Annotated in this window: 18 protein-coding genes; 10 read left to right on the top strand and 8 right to left on the bottom strand. The window is 74.8% G+C overall.

The window, feature by feature from the left end; genetic code table 11:
• The first annotated feature begins 97 nt into the window (after positions 1 to 97).
• The gene (locus ACI79B_RS18220; protein ID WP_456929454.1) at positions 98 to 2890 is read left to right on the top strand and encodes a PA14 domain-containing protein; all 2793 of its coding nucleotides are present in this window, start codon (positions 98 to 100) and stop codon (positions 2888 to 2890) included.
• Positions 2891 to 3043: 153 nt separating this feature from the next.
• On the opposite strand, the gene ACI79B_RS18215 is transcribed toward ACI79B_RS18220, so the two are convergent.
• The gene (locus tag ACI79B_RS18215; RefSeq protein ID WP_456930235.1) at positions 3044 to 3343 is read right to left on the bottom strand and encodes a hypothetical protein; all 300 of its coding nucleotides are present in this window, start codon (positions 3341 to 3343) and stop codon (positions 3044 to 3046) included.
• The gene (locus tag ACI79B_RS18210) at positions 3336 to 4229 is read right to left on the bottom strand and encodes a PspC domain-containing protein (protein WP_456930234.1); all 894 of its coding nucleotides are present in this window, start codon (positions 4227 to 4229) and stop codon (positions 3336 to 3338) included. The genes ACI79B_RS18215 and ACI79B_RS18210 overlap by 8 nt, the downstream gene beginning before the upstream one ends.
• 125 nt (positions 4230 to 4354) lie before the next feature.
• Here ACI79B_RS18210 and ACI79B_RS18205 point away from each other — a divergent pair, with 125 nt between their 5' ends.
• The 3 genes from ACI79B_RS18205 (at position 4355) to ACI79B_RS18195 (ending at position 8212) form a co-directional block, all read left to right on the top strand.
• Positions 4355 to 5644, top strand: coding sequence for an ATP-binding protein (locus ACI79B_RS18205; protein ID WP_456930233.1), 1290 nt, complete (start codon positions 4355 to 4357; stop codon positions 5642 to 5644).
• The gene (locus ACI79B_RS18200) at positions 5641 to 6300 is read left to right on the top strand and encodes a response regulator (protein ID WP_456930232.1); all 660 of its coding nucleotides are present in this window, start codon (positions 5641 to 5643) and stop codon (positions 6298 to 6300) included. Before ACI79B_RS18205 ends, ACI79B_RS18200 begins: the two co-directional genes overlap by 4 nt.
• Before the next feature lie 277 nt (positions 6301 to 6577).
• Positions 6578 to 8212, top strand: a complete 1635-nt coding sequence (locus ACI79B_RS18195; protein WP_456930231.1) for a M28 family metallopeptidase — start codon at positions 6578 to 6580, stop codon at positions 8210 to 8212.
• 57 nt (positions 8213 to 8269) lie between these two features.
• On the opposite strand, the gene ACI79B_RS18190 is transcribed toward ACI79B_RS18195, so the two are convergent.
• The 4 genes from ACI79B_RS18190 to ACI79B_RS18175 form a co-directional block, all read right to left on the bottom strand.
• The gene (locus tag ACI79B_RS18190; RefSeq protein ID WP_456930230.1) at positions 8270 to 9004 is read right to left on the bottom strand and encodes a PIG-L deacetylase family protein; all 735 of its coding nucleotides are present in this window, start codon (positions 9002 to 9004) and stop codon (positions 8270 to 8272) included.
• Between the two features lie 9 nt (positions 9005 to 9013).
• The gene (locus ACI79B_RS18185; protein WP_456930229.1) at positions 9014 to 9901 is read right to left on the bottom strand and encodes an RNA polymerase sigma-70 factor; all 888 of its coding nucleotides are present in this window, start codon (positions 9899 to 9901) and stop codon (positions 9014 to 9016) included.
• Positions 9898 to 10470: a carboxymuconolactone decarboxylase family protein gene (locus ACI79B_RS18180; RefSeq protein ID WP_456930228.1), complete on the bottom strand. Its 573-nt coding sequence runs from the start codon at positions 10468 to 10470 to the stop codon at positions 9898 to 9900. The genes ACI79B_RS18185 and ACI79B_RS18180 overlap by 4 nt, the downstream gene beginning before the upstream one ends.
• A gap of 95 nt (positions 10471 to 10565) precedes the next feature.
• Complete coding sequence (locus tag ACI79B_RS18175; protein ID WP_456930227.1) at positions 10566 to 10835, bottom strand: chorismate mutase; 270 nt, start codon at positions 10833 to 10835, stop codon at positions 10566 to 10568.
• 252 nt (positions 10836 to 11087) lie between these two features.
• Between ACI79B_RS18175 and pcrA the strand changes: the two genes are divergently transcribed.
• Positions 11088 to 13382 carry a DNA helicase PcrA gene (gene pcrA, locus ACI79B_RS18170; RefSeq protein WP_456930226.1) on the top strand — a complete coding sequence of 765 codons (2295 nt, stop codon included), beginning with the start codon at positions 11088 to 11090 and terminating at the stop codon, positions 13380 to 13382.
• Between the two features lie 93 nt (positions 13383 to 13475).
• Here pcrA and ACI79B_RS18165 read toward each other — a convergent pair whose 3' ends face one another.
• Both ACI79B_RS18165 and ACI79B_RS18160 read right to left on the bottom strand, forming a co-directional pair.
• Entirely contained in the window at positions 13476 to 14405 is a 930-nt protein-coding gene (locus ACI79B_RS18165; protein WP_456930225.1) for a M23 family metallopeptidase, read from the bottom strand.
• Positions 14406 to 14596: 191 nt separating this feature from the next.
• The gene (locus ACI79B_RS18160) at positions 14597 to 15487 is read right to left on the bottom strand and encodes a lipase family alpha/beta hydrolase (protein WP_456930224.1); all 891 of its coding nucleotides are present in this window, start codon (positions 15485 to 15487) and stop codon (positions 14597 to 14599) included.
• Between the two features lie 187 nt (positions 15488 to 15674).
• Here ACI79B_RS18160 and ACI79B_RS18155 point away from each other — a divergent pair, with 187 nt between their 5' ends.
• The 5 genes from ACI79B_RS18155 (at position 15675) to ACI79B_RS18135 (ending at position 20519) form a co-directional block, all read left to right on the top strand.
• A complete protein-coding gene (locus ACI79B_RS18155; protein WP_456930223.1) occupies positions 15675 to 16775 on the top strand; it encodes a hypothetical protein in 1101 nt (366 codons plus the stop codon).
• Positions 16772 to 17158, top strand: coding sequence for a cobalamin B12-binding domain-containing protein (locus ACI79B_RS18150; protein WP_456930222.1), 387 nt, complete (start codon positions 16772 to 16774; stop codon positions 17156 to 17158). Before ACI79B_RS18155 ends, ACI79B_RS18150 begins: the two co-directional genes overlap by 4 nt.
• Positions 17159 to 17222: 64 nt before the next feature.
• Positions 17223 to 18386, top strand: coding sequence for an ADP-forming succinate--CoA ligase subunit beta (gene sucC, locus ACI79B_RS18145; RefSeq protein ID WP_456930221.1), 1164 nt, complete (start codon positions 17223 to 17225; stop codon positions 18384 to 18386).
• A 28-nt stretch (positions 18387 to 18414) separates the two neighbouring features.
• Positions 18415 to 19293, top strand: coding sequence for a succinate--CoA ligase subunit alpha (gene sucD, locus ACI79B_RS18140; RefSeq protein WP_456930220.1), 879 nt, complete (start codon positions 18415 to 18417; stop codon positions 19291 to 19293).
• A gap of 188 nt (positions 19294 to 19481) precedes the next feature.
• Positions 19482 to 20519: a hypothetical protein gene (locus tag ACI79B_RS18135; RefSeq protein WP_456930219.1), complete on the top strand. Its 1038-nt coding sequence runs from the start codon at positions 19482 to 19484 to the stop codon at positions 20517 to 20519.
• Positions 20520 to 20635: the final 116 nt, after the last annotated feature.

Raw genomic sequence — 20635 nt, 5'->3', positions numbered from 1 at the left:
TCCGGCCCCGTGACACCGTCACTCTGCCCATCGGCCGGGCGAGCCTAGCGTCCGGCCCCCTCGGCCACGGCAGGCCGGGCGGACACGGGGAGTGGTCATGGCCGGCTCGGCTGGGTACCTGCGACGCACCGTCCACGCCGCCGCAGTGGGGGCCGCCGCGCTCCTGCTCGTCGTGTCGGCCTGTCTCGCGGTCGTCGTGACGTCGACCGCGCCGGCCGCCGCGGCGCCACAGGCCGGCTTCACTGACACCACCGCCTTCAGCGGTCTGGTCAACCCGACGGCGGTGCGGTTCGCGCCGGACGGCCGGGTCTTCGTCGCCGAGAAGCGCGGCACGATCCAGATGTACGACGGGCTCGGCGACACGACGGCCACCCAGGTCGCCGACCTGCGCACCGAGGTGCACAACTTCTGGGACCGCGGGCTCCTCGGCCTGGCGGTCGACCCCGGCTTCCCGGCCCGGCCGTACCTCTACGCCCTGTACACCTTCGACGGGCCGGTCGGCGGCACTGCTCCTCGCTGGGGGACGGCCGGCGCCGACAGCGACCCCTGCCCCAACCCGCCCGGCGCCACCAGTGACGGCTGCGTGGTCAGCGGCAAGCTGGTCAAGCTGACGCTCACCGGCACGACGACGACCAAGCAGGACCTGGTGCACGACTGGTGCCAGCAGTACCCCAGCCACAGCACCGGCGATCTGGTCTTCGGCCGGGACGGCGCGCTGTACGCCTCCGCCGGCGACGGCGCCAGCTTCGACTTCGCCGACTACGGCCAGGACGGCAGCCCGGTCAACCCCTGCGGTGACCCGCCGGGCGGCGTCGGCGGCGCCATGACCCCGCCGACGGCGCAGGGCGGTGCGCTGCGCTCGCAGGACCTGCGCACGGCCGGGGACCCGGTCTCCCTCGACGGCACCGTCATCCGCGTCTCCCCGGACAGCGGTGCCGCGCTGCCGGACAACCCCAACGCCTCCTCGGCCGACGCGAACGCCCGGCGGATCGTGGCGTACGGCCTGCGCAACCCCTTCCGCATGACGCAGCGCCCCGGCACCGACGAGCTGTGGATCGGCGACGTCGGGTGGGGGACCTTCGAGGAGATCGACCGCCTCGCGGCACCGACCGGCGGCGTCAGCAACTTCGGCTGGCCCTGCTACGAGGGCAACGACCGGCAGGCCGCCTACGACGGGCTGGACCTGAAGGTGTGCGAGGACCTGTACGCACAGGGCGCCGCGGCCGTCACGGCGCCCTACTTCCCATACCGGCACGGCCAGCCGATCAGCGCCAACGACAACTGCAACGTGACCCGCGGCTCGTCGACCTCGGGCATCTCCTTCCAGTTCTACTCGGGCGGCCCGTACCCGGCCGAGTTCGACGGCGCGCTGTTCTTCTCCGACTACTCACGCAACTGCATCTGGGTGATGACCAAGGGCACCGACGGGCTGCCGGACCGGCTGAAGGTGCGCCCCTTCGTCACGGACGCCGCCGGCCCGGTGGACCTCGAGCTGTCGCCCCAGGGCGAGCTGGTCTACGCGGACCTCAACGGCGGGACCATCCGGCGGATCACCTACGGCAGCAGCGGGCCGACCACGTGCCCGCAGGGCCAGTACCTCGCGGAGTACTTCCCGAACAAGACGCTGACCGGCACGCCCGCGGTCACCGCCTGCGAGGCGCCGCCCCTGTCGCACGACTGGGGGGCGGGCGCCCCGGCGGGCGTCGGGCCGGACAACTTCTCCGCCCGTTGGACCGGCACCTTCGACTTCACCGCCGGGGACACCACCTTCACCGCCGTCAGCGACGACGGGATCCGGGTGTCGGTCGACGGGGCGGTGGTGATCGACGAGTGGCGGGACCAGGCGGCCACCACCTTCACCGCGAGCAGGCAGTTGACCGCCGGTTCCCACCAGGTGCAGGTGGAGTGGTTCGAGACCGGCGGTGCCGCCGTCGCGAAGCTGGACTGGGCCGCCGGTCCGGTGACCGGCGACCCCGTCCCGCAGATCACCACCCCCGCCGCGGGGACGACGTGGCAGGTCGGCGAGACGATCTCCTTCTCGGGCTCGGCGACCGACGCTGCCGGTCAGCCCCTCCCGGCCGGCGCGCTCGGCTGGGAGATGGTCCTCAAGCACTGTCCCGACGCCTGCCACGACCACCCACTGCAGACCTGGACGGGGGTCAGCGGCGCCTCCATCGCCGCGCCGGACCACGAGTACCCCGCCCACCTGCAACTGCGCCTGACCGCTCGCGACGCGGCGGGGCGCACCGCCACGGTGACGCGGGACCTGCAGCCGCGGACGGCGCAGGTCACGGTGGCCACCCAGCCCACCGGCCTGCAGGCCACGCTGGGCTCCCGGACGGCGGCCACCCCGTTCACCTCGACGCTCATCGTGGGGGCGACCACGAGCCTGTCGGCCCCGTCCCCGCAGACGTCGGGCGGGGTGACCCAGGAGTTCAGCGCCTGGTCCGACGGCGGTGCGCAGACCCACCAGGTCACCGTGGGGGCGGCCACCACCTACACGGCGACCTACCGGGCCGCGTGCCCGGCGGAGCAGTACCGGGCCGAGTACTTCTCCAACCGGAACCTGTCCGGCGCCCCCGTGTCGACCGGCTGCGAGGCGGCGCCCCTCAACCGCAGCTGGGGGACCGGCGGGCCACCCGGAGCGGGGCAGAACAACTTCTCCGCGCGCTGGACCGGCTCCTTCACCTTCACCGCCGGTGCGCACACCTTCACCGCCACCGGTGACGACGGGATCCGGGTGTACGTCGACGGCGTCCTGCGGGTCGACCGCTGGGCGAGCGGCGGGACGGGCTCGGCCACGGTCTCGCTGACCGCCGGCACGCACCAGGTCCGGGTCGAGTACTTCGAGAGGGCCGGGGCGGCGTCGGCCCGGGTGACCTGGACCTGACCCAGCCCCCGCCCGGCACGACGGAGGGGGGGGGCGGGGGGGGGGGGGGGGGGGGCGGGCCGGGCGCCCCCCCGGGGGGGGGGCCGGCGGGGGGGGGGCCGGCGCCCGGAGCCGATCGGCTCCGGGCCCTCCGTCACGACCACCCCCGTGTCGTCAGCCGCGCCTGCGGCGCGCCCTCCGCAGCTCGCTCACCATCAGCGCGACACCCACGCCGACCAGCAGCAGCCACAGCAGCCCGCCGTCGGCGAGGAAGTCCAGCGGCACGGTCACCCCGGCGAGGAAGACCAGCGCCAGGACGACGAACGCGACGCCCGGGACCAGCGCGACCAGGTCCACCCGCCGCTTCGGGGCGGGGGCCTCGACGGGGAGGGCGCTGGTGTGCTGCCAGTCGGCGGCCAGCGCGCGCTCCTGCCAGCCGGTGGGGGTGGTGGGGAACTCGCTGTAGTCAGGCACGGGACACCTCCAGGTCGCCGACCCCGTGGTCGATGGTCAGGACGAACTCGGGCCGGCTGTCGCCGCCCGGTGCGCGGAAGTAGCCGTCCTCGCCGTCCTGGTCGAACAGCTCGGCGTTGCCGATGCCGTTCTCGACGTCGACGCGCACGTCGGCGTCGTCGGGGACGGTGACGTCGAGGTCGCCGACGCCGTGCTCGATGCGCACCTCGACCGGCTCGTCGATGTCGTCGACGTCGATCCGGGAGAGGTCGACGTCCATGTCGCCGGCGCCCAGCCGGTAGACGGGACGCACGTCCTCGACGGTCGTCGGTTGGTAGTCGCGGTCACCCACGCCGCCGCCGGGCCCGAAGCGGTCGTCGGCGTCCCAGGTGGGGACGGACGAGGTGAACAGCAGCGCCAGGGTGAGCACCGAGCCCAGCGCGATCAGCCCGCCGCGCGGCGTGCGGCCGCGGGTCAGCGCCGAGACGACCAGCCCCAGGCCGACGACGAGCAGCGCGCCGGCGAGGAACCCGCGGGGGCCGAGGTCGAGGTCGGTGTAGCGGGTCACCAGGACCATCAGGCCGACGACGATGAGCAGCCCCGCGATCGTCATCCCGGCGACCGGGGAGCGGGGCGCCGGCGGCTCGGCGGGCGCGCCGTCGACGGCCCGGCGCGGGCCGCGCGGCATGAGCAGCCAGAGCAGCCCGTAGACGAGGACGCCGGTGCCGCCGGCGAGGGTCAGGGCGACGAAGCCGACCCGCCACAGCAGCGCGTCGACGCCGCTGTACTCAGCGAGGCCGCCCGCAACGCCGCCGAGCACCTTGTCGGTGCGGCTGCGCCGGAGCGTGGGGCGTGGTGCGGGCGGGGGGTCGAAGGGTGGGGCGGGAGGAGGGGAGGCGGCGGTCATGGCACAGAGCGTGCCGAGCGGGCGCCCGCCGCGACATCGGGGAAGGCCCCCATCCGACCCTGGTCCTGCCCGTCCGGGGGTCTCCCGGTACCGGGGGAGGGGCGCGCGGTGCGACGATCGGTGCCGTGACGAGGACGGCGCCCAGCACGGGCGGGCTGCCGGCCGGCGCCCCGCCGGCCGGCCCCGTCGACGTGCCCACCGAGACCCCCCAGCCCCCGGAGACGCCGCCGGCTCCCGCGGGCGCCACCGCCGTGGCGACCCGCCCGGCCGAGACCCGGCCGCCGCTGGTGCGCCCGCGGCAGGGCCGGATGCTCGCCGGCGTCGCGGCGGGGACGGCGGCGCACCTGCGCACCGACCCGCTGGTCGTCCGCGCCGCGTTCGTCGCGCTGGCGGTGACCGGCATCGGCGTCATCGCCTACGCGCTGCTGTGGTTCTTCGTGCCGCTGGGCGAGGTCGCCCCCGACACGGCGGCCCGGCCCAGCCGGCGGCAGACCGTGGGCCTGGCCTTCTTCGGCCTCGGCGCGCTGGTGCTGGTCACCAACCTCGCGACCTGGGGGAACAACGACCTCATCGCCCCGCTGCTGCTGGTCGGCGGCGGGCTCGCCGTCATCTGGCGGCAGCTGGACACCGACCTCACGCTGACCCGGCCCGGCGTCCGCTGGGTGCTCGCCGGCGGCGCGGCGCTCGCCGCGATCGGCCTGGTCCTGCTGCTCGCGACGACGGGACAGCTGGCCGCGGCGCGCAACGGCTTCGTCGCCACCCTGGTCATCATGGTCGGCGTCGTGCTGGCCACCGCGCCGTTCTGGCGGCGGCTGCTGGACTCTCGCGAGACCGAGCGCACCGCCCGCATCCGCTCGGAGGAGCGGGCCGCGGTCGCCGCGCACCTGCACGACTCGGTGCTGCAGACCCTCGCGCTGATCCAGCGGAACTCCGGTGACCAGCAGGCGGTCGCCCGGCTGGCCCGCAGCCAGGAGCGCGAGCTGCGCAGCTGGCTGTACGAGCCGGCGTCGTCCGTCGGCGGCGGCACCTGGGCCGCGCTGGTCACGGAGATGGTCGCCGAGGTGGAGGGCGACCACGCGCTCACCGTGGACCCGGTGGTCGTCGGCGACGCCCCGGTCGACGACGCGCTCGCGGCGCTGGGCGCGGCCACCCGCGAGGCGCTGCTCAACGCCGCCAAGCACGCCGGCGTGACCTCCGCGGACCTCTACACCGAGGTGGGCGCCCAGTCGGTGTCGGTGTTCGTCCGCGACCGCGGCGCCGGGTTCGACCCGTCCGCCGTCCCGTCCGACCGTCGCGGGCTGCGCGACTCGGTGTCCGGCCGGCTCACCCGCCTGGGCGGGACGGCGACGGTGCGCTCGGCGCCGGGCGAGGGCACCGAGGTCGAGCTCGTGCTGCCCCGCGAGGCGGCCGCGTGAGCGTCCCCCGCGTCTTCGTCGTCGACGACCACGCCATGGTCCGCGCCGGCGTGCGCGCCGAGCTCGGCGGCGCCGTCACCGTGGTCGGCGAGGCGGCCGACGTCGACTCCGCCGTCGCCGGCATCCGGGCCACCGTCCCCGACGTCGTGCTGCTCGACGTCCACATGCCCGGCGGCGGGGGCCGCACCGTGCTCGAGACGCTGCGCGCCGAGCTGCCCGACGTGCGCTGGCTGGCGCTGTCGGTCTCCGACGCCGCCGAGGACGTCATCGCGGTCATCCGCGCCGGCGCCCGCGGCTACGTCACCAAGACCATCTCCGGGCCGGACCTGGTGTCGGCGGTGCAGCGGGTGGCCGAGGGCGACGTCGTGTTCAGCCCCCGTCTGGCCGGGTTCGTCCTCGACGCCTTCGCCGCAAGCGCCCCGTCGGCGGCACCCGCCGAGGACCCGGCGACCGACCCCGGGCTGGACCTGCTCAGCGCCCGCGAGCGCGAGGTCATGCAGCTGCTGGCGCGCGGCTACACCTACCGGGAGATCGGCTCGCGGCTGTTCATCTCGGTGAAGACGGTGGAGTCCCACGCGTCCAACGTGCTGCGCAAGCTGCAGCTGTCCAACCGCAACGAGCTGACCCGCTGGGCGGCCACCAACCGCCTGCTCTGAGGCAGCTGTCCGTCCCCTCGAGATCACGGGGGGTGATACCCCCAGGTCGGGCGTGTCCTGAGTTCCACCGACCGCGTCGTCCCGGAACCGGGCCTCTCAGCAGGCTCTCAGCCGTTTCCCAGGCTCGTCGGCGCCGCTGCCGGCACGGACGCGCGCCCGCGGTGGTCGCCGGCGACCCCTGTACCTCCCGACTCCCCGAGGCCATCCTCACCGGATCAGGAACCGGGACGTGTCCGTCGGTCGCTGACGCCCGGCGGGCCCGACGAGGGGAGACGGGATGGCAGGTCGACGGACGAGGGTCGTCGCGGCGGGCGCCGGCGGGTTGCTGGTGGCGCTCGCGCTGCCCGCGACCACCGCGGTCGCGGCACCGGGCGGTGGCGGTGGTGCTGCGTGCGACAACCGCAGCAACAACACCTACGACAAGCTCCTCGAGTGCGTGACGCTCGACGGCGTCATGGACCACCTGCAGGAGCTCCAGGACATCGCCGACAAGAGCGACGACCCCGTGTACCCCGGTACCCGGGCAGCCGGCACCACGGGCTACGCGGGCAGCGTCGAGTACGTGGCCGGTCTCCTGCGGGACGCCGGGTACGAGGTCACGCTCGACCCGGTCGAGATCACGTTCAACTTCCCCGCCGAGTTGGAACAGCTCACCCCTGTCGAGGCCGAGTACGAGACCGGCGTCTTCACGGGCAGCGGCTCCGGGGAGGTGACCGGCCAGGTCATCCCGGTCGACATCAACCTCACGGGGGACCGGGCCAGCACCAGTGGTTGCGAGGCCGCGGACTTCGCCGGGCTCGACTTCTCTGGGCCCGCCGACATCGCGCTCGTCCAGCGCGGCACGTGCTTCTTCGGGACCAAGGCCTACTACGCGGAGCAGGCCGGGGCCGAGGCGGTCATCATCTTCAACCAGGGCAACACGCCGGACCGCGAGGGACTCGTCGTCGCCGACGCCACGAGCGTGGACGAACCGATCCCCGGGGCGCCCGGGCCGGTGACGCACGGCATCCCCGTCGTCGGCGCCAGCTTCGCCGACGGCGTCGCGCTGGCCCAGCCGGGCTCGACCGCGCACGTCACCGTGCTGCCCGCCGAGACCCGCACCGACTACAACGTGATCGCCGAGCTGCCGGGCAAGAACCCCGACAACGTCGTCATGGCCGGCGCGCACCTCGACAGCGTCATCGAGGGCCCGGGCATCAACGACAACGGCTCCGGCTCGGCCGCGCTGCTGGAGACGGCGCTGCTCATGGCCGACCTCAACCCGGAGAACACGCTGCGCTTCGCGTGGTGGGCGGCCGAGGAGCAGGGCCTGGTCGGCTCGGCCGACTACGTCGAGGGGCTGTCCCAGGCGGAGCGGGACCGGATCGCGCTGTACATGAACTACGACATGGTCGGCTCGCCGAACTACATCTTCATGGTGTACGACGCCGACCAGTCGACGTTCGAGGCGCCGGTGACCGTTCCTCCCGGCTCGGAGGCCATCGAGGACGTGTACGAGTCGTACTACACCCTCATCGGGGAGCCGTACGACGACACCGAGTTCTCCGGCCGGAGCGACTACGAGGCGTTCATCCTCGCCGGCATCCCGTCGAGCGGTCTGTTCACGGGCGCGGAGGAGATCAAGACGGAGGAGCAGGAGGCGATCTGGGGCGGCACCGCGGGTGAGCAGTTCGACCCGTGCTACCACGAGGCCTGCGACACCATCGAGAACCTCGAGCTGCACGCACTGGACGTGAACAGCGATCTCATCGCCTTCGCGATGCTGACGTTCGCCTACTCCACGGAGTCCGTGAACGGCGTGCCGGGCAAGAAGGTCCCGGGTCGCCCCCTCGTGCTGCCGGCCCCGGCCGGACCCGAGGGCACGTTCGCCGAGGAGGGCGGCGGCGGACTGGGGCACCGCCACGACGCCTGACACCCGGATGACGGGGCCGACCCTCGCGGGTCGGCCCCGTCGTCACGTCCGCCGCGGTCAGGCGGTGTGGACGACGTGGAAGGCCTCGGCCAGCCGGCCGTCGGGCAGGCCGAAGCGGCGGGCGGTCTGCGCCATCCACCCCGTGACGAAGGACTCCAGGTCGTCGAGGTGGCTGACCTGCGTCACGTGGCTCTTCAGCGCGGCGAACTTGAGCTCGACGACGTCGGTCACGTCGACGGCGTGGTCGGCGCGCGGGCTGGCGCCCAGCCACACCTCCTCCACCGTCCACGCCTCCAGGCCCTCGTCGGCCAGCAGCTCCGGGAAGGCGAACGGGTTGCGGGCGTCGGGGTAGACGGCGCGCAGCGTCGACTCGCCGACGGTCATGTGGTCGGGGTGGCTGGCGCCGACCCGCTCGTACCAGCGCTCCGGGGAGCTGGTGAGCACCCGCTGCGGGCGCACCTGCCGGATCACCCGGCTGATGTCCCGGCGCAGGTCGAGGGTCAGCTCCAGCCGGCCGTCCGGGTAGCCGAGGAAGCGCACGTCGGTGACGCCGACGGCGGCGGCCGCGGCGCGCTGCTCCTCCCGCCGCAGCAGGCCCATCCGGTCGCGCGGGGTCTCGTCGAACCCGCCCGCGTCGCCGTCGGTGACGATGCAGTAGACGACCTCGGTGCCGGCCGCGGTCCAGGTCGCCACGGTGCCCGCGCTGCCGAAGTCGACGTCGTCGGGGTGGGCGAGCACGCACAGGACGCGCTCGACGTGCTCGGCGGGCTTCCGGGGCGGGACGGCGGTCACCGCGCGAGCCTATGCAGGGGGCGCGCCCACCCGCAGGCCCGCCAGCTTGTCCGGGTTGAGCACCACGAGGACCTGCTGGACCAGCCCGTCGGTGACGACCAGCGACACGGCGACGAGGGGCTCCCCGTCGGTCCAAGCCGCCACCCCGGGCCGGCCGTTGACCTCGGTCAGCACCATCCGCAGCCCCGGCTGCGAGACCCCTCCGGGGATGACGGCGGCGAGGAAGCGGGCGACCTTGTCCGCGCCGGTGATCGGCCGCAGCGCCGCCTTGGCCCGGCCGCCGGCGTCGGTCAGCAGCACCGCGTCCGGGGCCAGCGCGGCCAGCAGCGCGTCGACGTCGCCGCCGGCGCACGCGGCGAGGAACCGCTCGGTGACCTCGCGGTGGGTCGCCCGGTCGGCGTCGAACCGCGGACGGCGGGCGGCCACGTGCTCCCGCGCGCGGTGCCCGATCTGCCGGACCGCGGCCTCCGAGCGGCCGAGGACGGCGGCCACCTCCGCGGCGGGCAGCCCGAACACCTCGCGCAGGACGAACACCGCCCGCTCGGCGGGGGACAGGCTCTCCAGGACGACGAGGAGCGCCAGCGACACCTCCTCCCCGAGCACCGCCTCGTCGGCCGGGTCCGCGGTCGCGTCGGTGAGCAGCGGCTCGGGCAGCCACGGGCCGACGTAGGTCTCCCGGCGCGCCCGGGCGGAGTCCAGCCGGTCCAGCGCCAGCCGGGTGGTGACCCGGACCAGGTAGGCGCGCGGGTCGGCGACGTCGTCGCGGTCGGCGGCCGACCAGCGCAGCCAGGCGTCCTGGACGACGTCCTCGGCGTCGGCGACGCTGCCCAGCATCTGGTAGGCGACGGTGAACAGCAGCCGCCGGTGCGCGTCGAACGCCGGCAGCGGGCCGGTCACGCGGGGGCCGGGAGCTCGCAGCGGTCCCGGAAGCCCTGGCTGGTCAGGCCGAGGGCGCTGTTGACGCGCGACCGGCTGTTCTCCACGGCGACCATCATGGTCAGCTCGACCAGGGCGGCGTCGTCGAGATCGCGCCGCAGCGCGGCCACCATCTCGTCGGTGACGCCCGGGGGCATGGTGCTCATCGCCTCGGCGTACTCCACGACCCGCTTCTCGAGGTCGGTGAGCACGTCGCTGTCCCGCCAGGCAGGGACGGCGCGCAGCTTCGCCGGGTCCACCCCCTCGTGCGCGGTCCCGATCCACCAGCCGAAGTCGACGCACCACGAGCAGCCGACGGTCACCGCCGCCGACATGACGGCGAGCGACTTGAGCGTCGGGTCGAGCCGGTCCCACCTCGCGAGGGACTGCTCGTGGCGGAGCTCGGTGAACAGCAGCCGCGGGTGGTGGGCCATCGCGGCGGCGGGGTCGAGCGTCGCGCCGTAGGTGCGGCGCGAGTACCGGTCGACGACGCGGGTGAACAGCGTGCGCGGCGGGTCGAGCGGGATGCGGGCGGTGCGGGTCTCGGTCACGGCGGCGTCCTCTCCGGTGGGGTGTCCATGGAGACGACGCAGCCGCCCGGGACGTGACACGGCGGCCCCTCGCACGGGGCTCGAGGGGCCCCCGGCTACAGGTGGCCGCGGCCCTGGCGCAGCAGCAGCATCCCGAGCGCGGCGCCGTCGGGACCGAGCGCGGTGCGGAAGCGGTCGATCACCTGCTGCTCCCGGGACAGCGAGAGCCGGGTGCCGCCGGTGGAGCGGCGCAGCTCGCCGATCTGCTGCGAGACGGCGAGCCGGCGCTGCACCAGCGCGATCAGCTCGGCGTCGCAGGCGTCGATCTCGCCGCGCAGCTCGGTGATGCGGGTGTCGGCGTCGGTGGGCGGCAGGGTGGCGGTCATCGGGTTCCTCCGGGGCGGGGAGGGGCCGTCGGACCCCGGGGAACGAGAAACGCCCCGGGCTCCTCGGGCCCGGGGCGTTCGTTGCGGCGGCTGCTCAGCCGGCGGCGACGGACACCGGAACCCGGTGCCCGTAGTAAAAGCTGACGGTGGCGAGCAGCACGTCGCCGAGTGTGCCACAGCACGCCCGGCGGCCACGAGGGGCGGTCCGGCGCGGGCGGGTCCGTCGCCGGTCCGAACTACAGTGGTGTGGCTATGAGCAGCGTGCAGCAGGCCCTCCCCGGAACCGCCGCGCTCCAGCGTTCCGCTCCCGGCTCGGCCGGCCGGGAACTGGACCGCATGCTGGCCGGACTCAACGGTCCCCAGCGTCAGGCCGTCGTCCACGAGGGCGGCCCGCTGCTCATCGTGGCCGGTGCCGGGTCGGGCAAGACCCGGGTGCTCACCCACCGCGTCGCCTACCTGCTCGGCGCCCGCGGGGTGCAGCCGGGCGAGGTCCTCGCGATCACCTTCACCAACAAGGCCGCCGGCGAGATGAAGGAGCGCGTCGCGCAGCTGGTCGGGCCCCGCGCCCGGGCGATGTGGGTGTCCACGTTCCACTCGATGTGCGTGCGGATCCTGCGCGCCGAGTCGGCGAAGCTCGGCCTGAAGTCGTCGTTCACGATCTACGACCAGGGCGACTCGGTGCGCCTGATGACGATGGTCGCCCGCGACCTCGACCTCGACGCCAAGCGCTACCCCGGCCGCAGCCTCGCCGCCCAGGTCTCGAACCTGAAGAACGAACTGGTCGACGAGGAGGCGTTCAGCCCCCAGACGGCACCGGAGAAGGTGCTCAAGGAGGCCTACACGCTCTACCAGCGGCGGCTCCGCGAGGCGCACGCCATGGACTTCGACGACCTGATCATGACGACGGTCAACCTGCTGCAGGCCTTCCCCGACGTCGCCGAGCACTACCGGCGCCGGTTCCGGCACGTGCTGGTCGACGAGTACCAGGACACCAACCACGCGCAGTACGTGCTGGTCCGCGAGCTGGTCGGCACCGGCGAGGGGCCGGTGCCGCCGGCCGAGCTGTGCGTCGTCGGCGACGCCGACCAGTCGATCTACGCCTTCCGCGGCGCCACGATCCGCAACATCGACGAGTTCGAGCGCGACTACCCGGACGCGACGACGATCCTGCTCGAGCAGAACTACCGCTCCACGCAGCGGATCCTCAAGGCGGCCAACACCGTCATCGCGAAGAACACCGGCCGCCGTCCCAAGAACCTGTGGACCGACGCCGGCGACGGCGAGCTGATCGAGGGCTACGTCGCCGAGAACGAGCACGACGAGGCCGCCTGGGTCGCCGAGCAGATCGACGCGCTGGTCGACGCCGGCACGGTCCGGCCCGCGGACATCGCCGTCTTCTACCGGACCAACAACGCCTCCCGTGTGTTCGAGGAGGTGTTCATCCGCGTCGGCATGCCCTACAAGGTCGTCGGCGGGGTGCGCTTCTACGAGCGCAAGGAGGTCCGCGACGCGCTGGCCTACCTGCGGGTGGTCGCCAACCCGGCCGACGTCGTCAGCCTCCGCCGGGTGATCAACACGCCCAAGCGCGGCATCGGCGACAAGGCCGAGTCCTGCATCGAGCAGTTCGCCGACCGCGAGCGGATCGCGTTCCCGTCGGCGCTGCGCCGCTGCCCGGAGATCACCACGCTGGCGCCGCGGTCGCTCAAGGCGATCCAGGAGTTCGTCGCGCTGCTCGAGGAGTTCGAGCAGCTGGTCGAGACCGGCTCGGGCCCGGCCGCGCTGCTGGAGAGCATCCTCGACCGCACCGGCTACCTGGCCGAGCTCGAGGCCAGCACCGACCCGCAGGACGAGGGCCGCGTCGACAACCTCAACGAGCTCATCTCGGTGGCCGCCGAGTTCGAGGCGGCCAACCCCGGCGGCACCGTCACCGACTTCCTCGAGCAGGTCTCGCTGGTGGCCGACGCCGACCAGATCCCGGTCTCCGGCGACGAGGCCGGCGTCGTCACGCTGATGACGCTGCACACCGCCAAGGGCCTGGAGTTCCCGGTCGTGTTCCTCACCGGCCTCGAGGACGGCGTGTTCCCGCACCTGCGGGCGCTCGGCGACCCGCGGGAGCTGGAGGAGGAGCGGCGGCTGGCCTACGTCGGCATCACCCGCGCCCGGCAGCGGCTGTTCCTCTCCCGCGCCACGGTGCGCACCAGCTGGGGGCAGCCGGCCTACAACCCGCCGTCGCGGTTCCTCGACGAGCTGCCCTCGGACACCGTGCACTGGGCGCGCACCGACCCGACGCCGGCGCCGAGCACCGGCTCGTCGGCGCAGCAGCGGGTGGCGGCGACCGGGCTGTCGACGGGCGGGCTGCGCGGCGGCCGCGGCAACCGGCCGGTGATCTCGGTCGAGGTCGGCGACCGGGTCAGCCACGACGCGTTCGGCCTGGGCACGGTGGTCGAGGTCAACGGCGCCGGCGACAAGGCACAGGCCACGGTCGACTTCGGCTCCGGCGGCACCAAGCGCCTCGTCCTGCGCTACGCCCCGCTGGTCAAGCTGTAAGCAGGAGGTCCGCTCCTGGGGACGGCTGCGACCTCCCCGGGTCCTGCAGCACCCCGGGAGCACGAGGAACGCTCCAGGGGCGGTGCGCCGGGGTCAGAGGGTGACGCCGTGGTCGGCGAGCCACTCCTCGGGGTCGATCGGCCGGCCGGTCATGCCGCCGCGGTGGATCTCGTAGTGCAGGTGCGGGCCGGTGGACTGGCCCTCGTTGCCGATCTTCGCGATCTCGTCACCGGCGTGCACGATGTCGCCGGCCGAGACGTCGTAGTAGCGCATGTGCCCGTAGATGTGCACGTTGCCGTCGGCGTCCTGGATGTAGACGGCGTTGCCGTACCCGGAGGCACGGCCGGCGCGGAGCACGACCCCGTCGGTGACCGAGTGGATCGGCGTGCCGAGGGAGTTGGCCAGGTCGATGCCCCAGTGCATGGAGCCCCAGCGCTGGCAGAAGCAGGTGGTCATCCGGCCGGTCGTCGGCGCGACGGTCCGCGGCTCGCGGGCGGCGCGGGAGGCGGCCAGCTCGGACAGCCGGACGGCGGCCTCGGCCTGGGTGATCCCCTGCCGGACGCCGGCGTCCTCCATGTCCCCGGTCAGGCCGATGTCGGCGGCGCCGAGGCCGTAGTCGGCGGCGCTCACCGAGGCGGCCGGGGCCGGGGTGGCGCCGGTGAGGGCGGGGACGGCGGCGACGAGCGCACCGGCGACGAGCGCGCCCAGCCACAGCGGGCCGCGGCGGCCGGGTGGGCGGCGGACCGTGCGCCGCGCGGCGGGCCCGGTGTCCGCGGGCTCGGTGCCGGCCGCCCCGGAGGCGGCCTCGGTGGCGTCCTCGACCTCGACGTCCTCGACCGCGACGTCCTCGGCCGGGGCGGCGACGGGGGCGATCACCCGGGCGGGGAGGACGGTGCTCGGCACCGCGGGCCGCGGGACCGGCGGCACGGCCGGGGTCCCCAGCGGGCCGGACGAGATGCGGCCGGTCGCGTCGGGCCCGGTCGCCCGGCGGCCGGTCGCCGCGGGCTCGAGGAGCGAGGTCACGGGACACCCTTCGTCCACGCTCCCGGGACTCCTGCGTGGGGCAGTCCGTCGGGGGAGCGACGGCGGTGGAGGCGCCTGCGAGGCGCCCGCCGGTGGGTACCGGCGCCGTGATCGGACCGTAACGTTCCGTCAGGGCCGACCGTGGGACGCGACGCTGCGTGTCGCCATGTCCACCCGGGGTGGGGTGCCGCTCAGGCGGCGGCGGCGAGCGGCGCTGGGGCGGCCGGGCGCAGCCCGGCCAGCGTCGCGGCCACCTCGTCGACGACGCCGCGGTGGAACGGCAGCGACATGTGCCCCACGCCGCGGACGAGGACGTTGCGCGCCCGCAGGTCTGGGTGGTCGCACCGGCCGGCGACGGTGGGGACGACGATCTGGTCGAGGTTGCTGTAGACGGCGGTCATCGGGGTCGACCAGTCCGGCGCCGGCTCGGCGAGCTCCTGGAGCACCGGCGACCCGGGCCGCAGCTGGCGCACCATCGGTGTCGGCAGCAGGTGGGCCAGCACCGAGCCGCCGTGCGGCGTGCCGAGGGTCACCAGCGACTCGACCCGCCGGCCCCCGCCCTGGCGCTGCACGTAGTGCCGGGCGATGAGGCCGCCGAGGCTGTGTCCCACCAGGTGCACCCGGTCGTGGCCGGTGCGGGCGCAGATCCGCTCGACGTGCTCCCCCAGGTCGCGCGCGCCCTCGGCGACGTCGCCCAGCAGCGGGCTGTAGTTCCAGGTGCAGACCTGCGTGAACCCGCGCCGCCGCAGTCGGCGGCGCATGACGGTGAAGATCGACCGGTTGTCGATGAGCCCGTGCACCAGCAGCACCGGGACGCGGGCGGCGAGCGGGTCGGCGGCGAACAGCGCGCGGACGGCGGCCGGCTGGACGCCCGGGCGGCGGCGCGGGTCCAGCAGCAGGGCCTCGGTCCGCGCGCCGAGCGGGTAGAGCAGGGCGTGCGCCCCGACCCAGGCCAGTTCGGTGAGCCCGCCGGCGACGGTGGTGGGCGAGACCAGCGCCCGCAGAGCGTCCCGTGGCGTACCCGGGGAGGGCTCTCCGGTGTGCCACTCTGGACGGCACCCGGGGTCGCCGGTCGCGCGCATGGACGTCCTTCCCGTTCGACTGCCGCCGGCGGCGTCCAGGGACCCGGGCCCGTCAGCGGCGGAGCACCGCAGTGGTGCTCGGTTCACGCGACGGTAATGCCCTGGTGTGGTGACCGTCACACAGGCGATGCGGAGATCTCGACGAGATCGAGACCGGAACGCGACACATCTCGACGAAGGGGGACCCGTGGCCGGCCGTGAGAGTGCTGCCCGCGACGACCGGACCCGGGACGGCGCCCGGCGGCCCGGGGCCGCGGGTGCCGCCCGCCGCACCGGGTCCGCGGGCGCCGGGGCGCGGCGCACCGGCGCCCGCCCGGCCGCGGACCGGCGCCCGGCCCGCACCCCGGCCGCCCCTCCCGTCCCGGACGACGGGCTGGTCGTCGGCCACCGGCCCGGCACTGCCCGCGCCGCGGGTGTCCTGCTGGTGCTCGCCGGCCTGGCCGGGGTCGCCGCGCTGTTCCCCACCTACCTCGTCGTCGGCGGCCGGGAGCTGTCGCTGGCCGGCGGGCTCGGCGGCGCGCTGGTCGGCCTCGTCGTCCCGCTGACCGCCGTCGCGGTGGGCGCGGGGCTCGCCGCCGGCCGGGTGCCGCGCTTCGGGCTGGCCTACGCCGGCGTCGGCGGCGTGCTGGCGCTGGGCTCCCTGCTCATCGAGGTCTACCGCGGCAGCGCCTCCACCGTCCGTCCCGGCGTCGAGGTGCTGGCCGGGGAGCGGGTGCTCACCAGCTCCGTGCAGACCGGGGCCGGCTGGTGGCTGGAGGTCGCCGGGCTCGCGCTGACCGTCCTGGCCGGCGGGTGCGCCGCGACCGCGTGGAGCCGCACGGTCATGGAGGACCGCGGCGCGCTGGACCCCGCCCGCGGCGCGCTGGCCGGCGCGGCGGTGCTGCTCGGCGTCCTCACCGTGCTGTGCCTGGCGCTGCCGGCCGCCGACGTCCCCGACCGACTGGTCGACGACCCGTCCACCGGCCTGGAGGTCGTCGTCGAGCAGCAGGGCCCGCAGGCGCTGCTCGAGCGGCCCGGGCTGGCGCTGCTCGGCGGGCTGCTGCTGGCCGGCGCCGTCCTGCTCGCCTCGGTGCTGGCGCCCTCGCTGCGGCCGCGGCTGGCCGCCGTCGGCGGCTTCCTCGCCGTCGCGGTGACCGTGCTCGCCGCCGGGCTCGGCGGGCTGCGCGACGCCCTCGCCTCCGACGAGCTGGAGTGGACCGTCCCCGGCGCCGGGCTGCTCGCCGCCGGCCTGGGCTACGCGCTGCTCACCGTGCTCGCCTGGCGGCTGCGCCGCACCACCGCCCGGTGACGGCGGGCGAGCGGCTGCGCGTCGTCGTCGCCGGGCCCCAGGGGCAGGACGACCCGCGCGCGGTCGCCCTCGCCCGCGCGCTGCGCGACACCGGCGCCGAGGTCGTGCTGACCGGCGAGGTGACCTCGGCCGGGCGGCTCGCCGCCACCGTCGTGCAGGAGGACGCCGACGCCGTCGGCGTGGCCGGGGCGCCGCCGGGGCTGCTCGGCGAGCTGCTCGACCGGCTGTCCGCCGCCGGCGTCGACGACGTCACCGCCTTCGTCCTCGGGGACGGCGACGGGGACGGCGGAGGCGACCTGCCCGCCGGCGTGCGCCGCTTCCCCGACGGCACCCCGCCGGACGACGTCGTGGCCGCGTTGCGGCGGCTCTCCGGGGGTCTGTGACCCCGCGCACGGGGCCCGGTGCCGGTGCGGCGGCCGGGACGGGCGAGGTTTACGGTGCCTGTTCGTGGATCTCTTCGAGTACCAGGCGCGTGACCTGCTGGCCTCGCACGGCGTGCCCGTGCTGCCCGGCGGCGTGGCCGAGACACCCGACCAGGCCGAGGCGATCGCCCGCGAGATCGGGCAGACCGTCGTCGTCAAGGCGCAGGTCAAGACCGGCGGCCGCGGCAAGGCCGGCGGCGTCAAGCTGGCGAACGACGCCGACGAGGCCAGGGCGCGGGCCCAGGACATCCTCGGGCTGGACATCAAGGGCCACATCACCCACCGCGTGATGGTCGCCCAGGCCAGCGACATCGCCGAGGAGTACTACTTCTCCTACCTGCTCGACCGCGCCAACCGCACCTTCCTGGCCATGGCCAGCGTCGAGGGCGGCATGGAGATCGAGCAGCTCGCCGTCGAGCGGCCCGAGGCCCTCGCCCGCGTCCCCGTCGACGCCACGACCGGCGTCGACGCGCAGAAGGCCGCCGAGATCGTCGACGCCGCCGGGTTCGCCCCCGAGGTGCGCGACCAGGTGATCGCCATCGCCGTCCAGCTGTGGGAGACCTTCGCCCAGGAGGACGCCACCCTGGTCGAGGTCAACCCCCTGGCCAAGGCGCCCGACGGCACCGTCCTCGCGCTCGACGCGAAGGTCACCCTCGACGAGAACGCCTCCTTCCGGCACCCCCAGCACGCCGAGCTCGAGGACACCGCCTCGGCCGACCCGCTGGAGGCCGCGGCCAAGGAGAAGGACCTCAACTACGTCAAGCTCGACGGCGAGGTCGGGATCATCGGCAACGGCGCCGGGCTCGTCATGAGCACCCTCGACGTCGTCGCCTACGCGGGCGAGGAGGTCGGCGGGGTCAAGCCGGCCAACTTCCTCGACATCGGCGGCGGCGCCTCGGCCGAGGTGATGGCCAACGGGCTGCACATCATCCTGTCCGACCCGGCCGTGAAGAGCGTCTTCGTCAACGTCTTCGGCGGCATCACCGCCTGCGACGCGGTCGCCAACGGCATCGTGCACGCGCTGGGCATCCTCGGCGACGAGGCCACCAAGCCGCTCGTCGTCCGGCTCGACGGCAACAACGTCGAGGAGGGCCGGCGCATCCTCGCCGAGGCGAACCACCCGCTGGTGACCCTGGTGGACACGATGGACGGCGCCGCGCGCCGGGCCGCCGAGCTCGCCGCCGCCTGACCGCCCACTCCCGACAGGACCTGAAGAGATGTCGATCTTCCTCAACGAGAACAGCAAGGTCATCGTCCAGGGCATGACCGGCTCGGAGGGGCGCAAGCACACCCAGCGCATGCTCGCCTCCGGCACCGCGATCGTCGGCGGCGTGAACCCGAAGAAGGCCGGCGAGCGCGTCGACTTCGAGGGCGCCAGCGTGCCGGTGTTCGGCAGCGTGTCCGAGGCCATGAAGGAGACCGGCGCCGACGTCAGCGTCATCTTCGTGCCGCCGGCCGGCGCCAAGGGCGCGGTCATCGAGGCCGTCGACGCCCAGATCGGGCTCGCCGTCGTCATCACCGAGGGCATCCCGGTGCACGACTCGACCTACTTCTGGGCCCACGCCCAGGGCGGCGCCACCCGGATCATCGGCCCGAACTGCCCCGGCCTGATCAGCCCCGGGCGCTCCAACGCCGGCATCATCCCGGCCAACATCACCAAGCAGGGCAAGATCGGCCTGGTCAGCAAGTCCGGCACGCTGACCTACCAGATGATGTACGAGCTCCGGGACATCGGCTTCTCCACCTGCGTCGGCATCGGCGGTGACCCGGTCATCGGCACCACGCACATCGACTGCCTGCAGGCCTTCCAGGACGACCCGGAGACCGAGGCCATCGTCATGATCGGTGAGATCGGGGGCGACGCCGAGGAGCGCGCGGCCGACTTCATCGCGGCCAACGTGACCAAGCCGGTCGTCGGCTACGTCGCCGGGTTCACCGCGCCCGAGGGCAAGACGATGGGCCACGCCGGCGCCATCGTGTCCGGCTCGGCCGGCACCGCGCAGGCCAAGAAGGAGGCCCTCGAGGCCGCCGGGGTCAAGGTCGGCAAGACGCCGTCGGAGACCGCCCGCCTCATGCGGGAGATCGTCGGCGCCTGAGCGCCACCCGCGTGAACTGCCCCGGCTCCCCCAGGAGCCGGGGCAGTTCCGCTTCCCGGGGACGGGCTGCGAGGCGGTCACGATCTCGCCCTTGGTGGTGAGGGGCGAGCGTGGCGAGGTTGCAGCCCGTCGACGGGGGGGGAGAGCATCCGCGACGCCGTACCGATGTGACGAGGGAGAGTCGAACGATGACGTCCAGTCAGCCGCCTCAGCAGCCCGGGATGCCCGGGCAGCCGGGACCGGGCGGCCAGCCGGGGTACGGCCAGCCGGGGTACGAGCAGCCGGGGTACGGGCAGCCGCCCCCCTACGGCGCTCCCCAGGGGCAGCCTTCCTACGGCCAGCAGGCCCCGTACGGGCAGCAGCCGCCCTACGGCCAGCAGCCGCCCCACGGCGCGCCGCAGCCCTACGGGCAGCCGTACGGCCAGCAGCCGCCACCCGGCGCCCCCTCGCCGTACGGCCAGGCCCCGCGCCCGGCCGGTCCGAGCTTCGACCTCAAGCGCCTGAGGACGGCCGACTACGTCGTCGCCGCCGGCGCGCTGGTCTACCTGGTCCTCGCGCTGCTGCCGTGGGCGACCTTCTCCAGCAGCGACGACTTCGGCTTCGACGTCCCCGGCTTCGACGTCCCGGAGATCAGCTACAGCTTCTCCGGCTTCGAGGTCAGTGGCCTGGTGACCTTCAGCTTCGTGCTGCTGCTCCTGGCCGCCGTGTGGGCGCTGCTGCCGGCGGTCGTGCCGCTGGACCTGGGCTTCCCGCGCAGCTGGATCACCGTGGGCCTGGCCGGGCTGGCCGCGCTGCTCACCCTGATCGCCTGGATCCAGACCTTCGACGCCGGCTTCTCGGTCTTCGCGCTGCTCGGCTTCCTGGTCACCGTCGCGGTGGCGGTGTTCGCGTTCCTGCGGCTGCTGCCGGAGATGCGCACCAAGCCGGCGCTGCCCGGCGCCTTCGCCGGCGCCGCGCAGTGGGCCAACCAGCAGGCGCCGGACTTCGGCGTCGGCCAGGGCGGCACCCCGGGCCCGCCCGCCGCCCCCGGTCAGTACGGCGCCCCGGGCCCGTACGGCCAGCCCGCCCCCTACGACGGCCGGCCGGCGCAGCCGTGGGGCCAGCCGGGGCAGCCCGGGCAGCCGGGTCACGGCCGGCCGTACACCCCGTCGCCGGCCACCGACCCCGGTCAGCAGTCCTCCGGGCAGCACGGCGGCTCCTCCGCCTCGGGCCACGGCCCGTCCTGACCCGACCGCGCCCCGTCAGGGGCGCACCGTCCCGGGGGGGGGGGGGGGGGGGGGCGGGCGGCGCCCGCCGGGGGGCTCGGGGCGCGATCAGGCGGCGGGGGGGGGCGTTCGGGCGG

The sequence above is a fragment of the Geodermatophilus sp. SYSU D00879 genome (assembly GCF_054050375.1).
This window is presented reverse-complemented; position numbering and strand designations above follow the sequence as displayed.

Excerpts from the sequence above, each read along its gene's own strand:
- ACI79B_RS18220 (WP_456929454.1), top strand. The coding sequence starts at position 98 with ATGGCCGGCTCGGCTGGGTACCTGCGACGCACCGTCCACGCCGCCGCA.
- ACI79B_RS18210 (WP_456930234.1), bottom strand. The coding sequence starts at position 4,229 with ATGACCGCCGCCTCCCCTCCTCCCGCCCCACCCTTCGACCCCCCGCCC.
- ACI79B_RS18195 (WP_456930231.1), top strand. The coding sequence starts at position 6,578 with ATGGCAGGTCGACGGACGAGGGTCGTCGCGGCGGGCGCCGGCGGGTTG.
- ACI79B_RS18175 (WP_456930227.1), bottom strand. The coding sequence starts at position 10,835 with ATGACCGCCACCCTGCCGCCCACCGACGCCGACACCCGCATCACCGAG.
- pcrA (WP_456930226.1), top strand. The coding sequence starts at position 11,088 with ATGAGCAGCGTGCAGCAGGCCCTCCCCGGAACCGCCGCGCTCCAGCGT.
- ACI79B_RS18160 (WP_456930224.1), bottom strand. The coding sequence starts at position 15,487 with ATGCGCGCGACCGGCGACCCCGGGTGCCGTCCAGAGTGGCACACCGGA.
- sucD (WP_456930220.1), top strand. The coding sequence starts at position 18,415 with ATGTCGATCTTCCTCAACGAGAACAGCAAGGTCATCGTCCAGGGCATG.
- ACI79B_RS18135 (WP_456930219.1), top strand. The coding sequence starts at position 19,482 with ATGACGTCCAGTCAGCCGCCTCAGCAGCCCGGGATGCCCGGGCAGCCG.